This is a genomic window from Sinomonas sp. G460-2 (assembly GCF_047759905.1).
GTDB lineage: Bacteria > Actinomycetota > Actinomycetes > Actinomycetales > Micrococcaceae > Sinomonas.
Window position 1 is genome coordinate 1 of record NZ_JBKZWT010000264.1, and the last position, 5,077, is coordinate 5,077.

At 69.6% G+C, this 5,077-nt stretch carries 3 protein-coding genes and 1 pseudogene; 3 read left to right on the plus strand and 1 reads right to left on the minus strand.

The features are described 5' to 3' along the window. Positions 1-146 precede the first annotated feature (146 nt). Positions 147-1,493, minus strand: coding sequence for an MFS transporter (locus ACLN58_RS17570; protein ID WP_415856538.1), 1,347 nt, complete (start codon positions 1,491-1,493; stop codon positions 147-149). A gap of 158 nt (positions 1,494-1,651) precedes the next feature. Here ACLN58_RS17570 and ACLN58_RS17575 point away from each other — a divergent pair, with 158 nt between their 5' ends. The 3 genes and pseudogenes from ACLN58_RS17575 to ACLN58_RS17585 form a co-directional block, all read left to right on the plus strand. Continuing rightward, positions 1,652-3,481 carry a DUF5605 domain-containing protein gene (locus ACLN58_RS17575; protein ID WP_415856539.1) on the plus strand — a complete coding sequence of 610 codons (1,830 nt, stop codon included), beginning with the start codon at positions 1,652-1,654 and terminating at the stop codon, positions 3,479-3,481. 9 nt (positions 3,482-3,490) lie between these two features. Next, positions 3,491-4,234 carry a FadR/GntR family transcriptional regulator gene (locus tag ACLN58_RS17580; RefSeq protein ID WP_415856540.1) on the plus strand — a complete coding sequence of 248 codons (744 nt, stop codon included), beginning with the start codon at positions 3,491-3,493 and terminating at the stop codon, positions 4,232-4,234. Between the two features lie 51 nt (positions 4,235-4,285). Further along, positions 4,286-5,077 (plus strand): annotated as a pseudogene (locus ACLN58_RS17585) (hypothetical protein); the annotation flags it as partial.

A 5,077-nucleotide genomic window follows, 5' to 3' on the forward strand; every position in this document is an offset into this window, starting at 1 on the left:
CCCAGGCGCAGTACTTCTGCGACTACGTCCTGCATCAGCTCGAGGACGACCCAGCGTCGCGACAAAGCCCTCGGTCATCTCGTCCGCGAACGCGGCCGGGTCATTGAAAAGGCGGGTCATAGCGAAAGCTCCTAATGGGAGATGCCCTAGTGGGAAGAGACGGTGTCGAGATGGTCGTTGTCCGGCGTCGCGTCCGCGGCGGTGCCTCGGCGGGCGAGCACGACCATGAGGATCGAGGAGAGGACCATGAAGCCGCCGACCACGAACATCGGCACGACGTAGCTCCCCGTCCAATCCTTGAGCGCGCCGGTCACGTAGCCGGCGGCGAAGCCCGCGATGTTGCCCACGGTGTTGATGAGGGCGATTCCGGCTGCGGCCGCCGCTCCCGTGAGGAAGCGCGTCGGGACCGTCCAGAAGTTGGGCAGCGCCGCGAAGATGGCGCAGGCAGTCACCGTGATGACGGCGACCGTGGCCACGGGGTTGTTCGCCGCGAGCGCGAGAGGGATGCTGACGCCGCCCACGAGGGCCGGGACCGCGATGTGCCACGTCCTGACTCCACGCCGGCTTGCGTCGCGGGACCAGAGAAAGAGGACGACGGCGGCCGGCAGGTAGGGGATGGCCGTGATGAGGCCCTGCTGGAAGACGTCAAGCTTCGTGCCGAACTGCGTCTCGAAGCCCTTGATGATCGTCGGGAGGAAGAAGCCGAGGGCGTAGAGACCGTAGATGAAGCCGAAGTAGATGAAGGAGAGGATCCAGACACGCCCGTTGCCGAGGGCCTTCCAGGCGCTCACGTGCTGGGCCGCCGCCGTCGTCTGCGCCTCACGCGCGAGGGCTCCGGTGAGCCACTCCTTCTCATCCGAGGTGAGCCATTTCGCATCGGCGGGCTTGTCGGAGAGATAGAACCAGGCGACGACGCCGACGATGATCGCCGGGATGGCGACGCCGAGGTACATGAAACGCCAGCCCTCGAGGCCGAAGAGGCCGTGCTGCTGCATGAGCGCCCCCGCGAGCGGGGCTCCGATGACCGTGGTGAGGGGCTGGGCCAGGTAGAACAGCGCGAGGATCTTGCTGCGGTGCTTCGCGGGGACCCACAGGCTGAGGAAGAGGATCGCGCCGGGGAAGAAGCCGGCCTCGGCGACGCCGAGCGCGAAGCGGAGGATGTAGAGGCCCTCGGCGTTGGGGACCCACGTGAACAGCGCGGCCACGATGCCCCAGCTCACCATGATGCGGGCCAGCCAGCGGCGGGCGCCGAACTTGTGGAGGGCGAGGTTGCTGGGCACCTCGAGCAGGATGTAGCCGATGAAGAAGACGCCGGACGCGAAGCCGAACTGGGCCGCCGAGAGGGCGATGTCGTGGTTCATCCCGTTGGGCCCAGCGAAGGAGATCGCGGTCCGGTCGAGGTAGTTGATGAAGAACATGAGCGCCACGAAGGGCACGAGGCGGATGGCGACTTTGCGTACTGCCGACCGTTCCGCGGACGGAGTGGTGTCCACATTGACTCCTGGGCTTCTTCTGGGGCGCCACAGTGCTCCCCTCGGCTTTCGACGGTACGCCGTTCGGTCAGAATTGGTCAACCGGTTGACGTTGTGACGCGCAGCACCGATACTGGTGAGCGCAGCGACGCGACTGCCCGACCGAAGGGAAACCACCATTGAGCGGCTACAGCCCCGACTCCCTTCTCGGTGATGTGCTCGACGATCCCGGCGCCCGCCCGTTGATCGAGCGCGCCATGCCGGCCCTCGTGAACTCGCCGCTCATCCTCCAGCTGCGGCATAGCCCGGTGGGCCAACTGATCGGGTTCGGCGCCCGGCAGCTGACCGACGAGGAGATCTCGCGGCTGTGGCGCGACCTCGCGGCGCTGTCCGCGCGGAGCGCTGCCCCTCGCGTCGAACCGCGTCCGATCGTGCCGAGCCTCGACTACGAAGGTCCCGAAGTGGCCCGCGGCTCGCGGCGTGCCGAGTACCCCGCGTCCGCGGAGCGGTGGGCTGTCTTCGAGATCGGGATCCCGGGACCCGACCACGGAAATCCGTTCGTCGACGTCGACCTCCACGCGACGTTCCGGCTCATCGGGCGGGAAAGCGGGGACGGCCAGACGACGTACCGCGTGGGCGGCTTCTACGACGGCGCGGGTCGGTACGTGATCCGCTTCGCGGCGCCGCTCGAGGGGGAGTGGGAGTTCGTGACCGACTCGACCGCGCGGTCGCTCGACGGCCTCCGCGGCTCGTTCTCGGCGAGCGCCCCGGCGCGGGCCGGCAACCGCGGCCCCGTGCGCGTCGCGGACACGTTCCACTTCCGCTACGCCGACGGCACGCGCTACCGTCCGGTCGGCACGACCGCGTATGCGTGGACCAACCAGCCTGCGGAGCTCCAGGAGCGCACCCTCGAGACGTTGGCCACGACAGCGTTCACCAAGATGCGGATGTGCGTGTTCCCCAAGTCGTACCTCTTCAACGCCAACGAGCCCCCGGTCTACCCGTTCGAGCGGGCCGAGGACGGCACCTTCGATACGACCCGGGCCGTTCCGGCGTTCTTCCGCAACCTCGAACGCCGCATCGATCAGCTCGCGGAGCTCGGCATCGAGGCGGACCTCATCCTGTTCCATGCCTACGACCGCTGGGGCTTCTCGGACCTGGGCAAGGCCGGGGACGACCGCTACGTCCGGTACCTCGTGCGCCGCCTCCATGCGTTCCGCAACGTGTGGTGGTCGCTCGCCAACGAGTACGACCTCGTCCGCTCGAAGACCACAGAGGACTGGGAGCGGTTCGCCGCGATCATCGGCGAGGAGGATCCGACCGGCCACCTGACCTCGATCCACAACTGCTTCGGCTTCTACGACTACACGCGCCTGTGGATCACGCACTGCAGCATTCAGCGCACCGACGTCTACCGCACCTCGGAGAACACGACCGCGTGGCGCGAGGAGTTCGGCAAGCCGATCGTGATCGACGAGTGCGCCTACGAGGGCGACATCGACCAGGGCTGGGGCAACATCAGCGGCGAGGAACTCGTGCGGCGGTACTGGGAGGGCGCCGTCCGCGGCGGCTACGTGGGCCACGGCGAGACGTACCTCAACGACCGCGAGGAGTTGTGGTGGTCCAAGGGCGGCGAGCTCGTGGGCGATTCCCCGGCGCGGATCGCGTTCCTCGAGAAGCTCATGGCCGAGGCCCCGGACGGGGTCTTCGACCCGCTCCCGAGCGATTGGGACGTCCCGTGGGGCGGTGCCCCGGGGCATGAGCTCGCCAACTTCGGCTTCGGGCGCCCGCGCTACCGCGACATCATCCGCAAGCCAGGGACGCGGTACGCCGTGGACGTCATCGACACGTGGAACCTGTCCGTCGAGAGGCTCCCCGGGACCTTCGAGGGGACGTTCCGCGTCCCCCTGCCGGGCCGCCAGTACATGGCCATCCGCCTCACCGCCGCGCGCCCTGACCGCGCCGACGACGGCGGGGAGACGGCGGGGAATCGTGAGGAGGGCCGCTAGCCTGTGAGCGTGGAGACCAATGGGAGCGCTGCCCTCGACTTGAACCAGGCCCTCGGCACGATGGAGAGCAGCTCGGTTGCCGCCGAGGTCGCCGAGCGGCTCATGGCCGTCTTCACGAGCGGCCAGATCGTCCCGGGGACCCGTCTCCCGTCCGAGCGCAGCCTCGCGGCGAGCCTCGGCGTGGGGCGTTCGGCCATCCGGGAGGCGCTCGCGGCGCTCGAGCTCCTCGGGATCGTGATCGTCCGCCCGGGCTCCGGGACCTATCTGCGTGGCGGGGCGTCCGAGCTGCTCCCGAGGACCCTCTCGTGGGGGCTCATGCTCGGCGAACCGCGCACGCGCGAGCTCACGGAGCTGCGCAGCGGGCTCGAGATCCAGGCCGCGCAGCTCGCGGCGGAGCGCATCACGGACGAGGCCCTCGAACGGCTGGCCGGCTACGTGGACACTATGAGCCGTTCGACCCGGGACTTCGAGGCGTTCAAGGAAGCGGATTCGGCGTTCCACCGCGAGATCGCCCTCGCCTCGGGAAACTCGGTGCTCGAGGACATCCTCCAGAGCATCCGGTCCCTCCTCCGGATCTGGGTCGAGCGCGGCCTCCGCGACGAGGAGAACGCGGCCGCGGCGGCCCGCGAGCACGCCCAGATCCTCGAGGTGCTCAGGTCCCGGGACCCCGAGGCCGCCCGCCGCGTCATGGAGTCGCACATGGCCACCGCCACCGAGCGGCTCCTCACCGATTTCCACCCGTCAACCGACTAGCCCTCACCCGGCCGCGACCGCGCGGCCGCCGGGCCTGGAACAGGATCATCGTTGACCCACCTTGCCCTGCCCACTCCGACTCGCTTCCTGCACCGCGGCCCGTGGGCGGCCGCGCTCCGCGGTGACGAGCTCGCCGACGTGACCTACGACGGGCGCCCCGTGCTGCGCGGCCTCCGTGCCGTGGTGCGCAATCACAATTGGCTCACGCTCACGCCCGAGGCGGGCCCCGCCGTCGTCCGCGAAGACGGCGACGAGCTCGAGTGCCGCGTCGACGTCGCCTGGGTGGGGTTCGGCGGGGAGTACCGCGGGACGCTCACCGTGCGGATGGACGACGGCGGTGTGGACGTCGCGTTCGAAGGGACCGCGCCGCGGGACTTCTTGAGCAACCGGATCGGGCTCGTCGCGCTGCACCGGCCCGACGACGCGGGGCGCGCGGTGATCGTGGTGCACCCGGATGGGACCGAGACGCACGCGGCGTTCCCTGAAGAGATCAGCCCGCACCAGCCGTTCCGGGACATCGCGACGCTCGGCTGGGAGCGCGACGGGGTGCAGTTTTCCCTCGGCTTCTCCGGCGACGTGTTCGAGACCGAGGACCAGCGCAACTGGACCGACGCGTCGTTCAAGACGTACAGCACGCCGCTGAGCCTCCCGTTCCCCGTGCTCCATCGGGCCGGGAGCCGGGTAAGCCAGTCGGTCCGGCTCGCCGCCGCCGTCCCAATCCGCGTCGGGACCGGCTCGGGGGTTCGCGTGCCCGAGATCGTCTCGTGGCTCGGGGAGAATCCCGTGACCGGCGCGCCGGACGCCACGGGCAGGCCCGCCCGCGGGACCGTGCTGCTCGAGGTC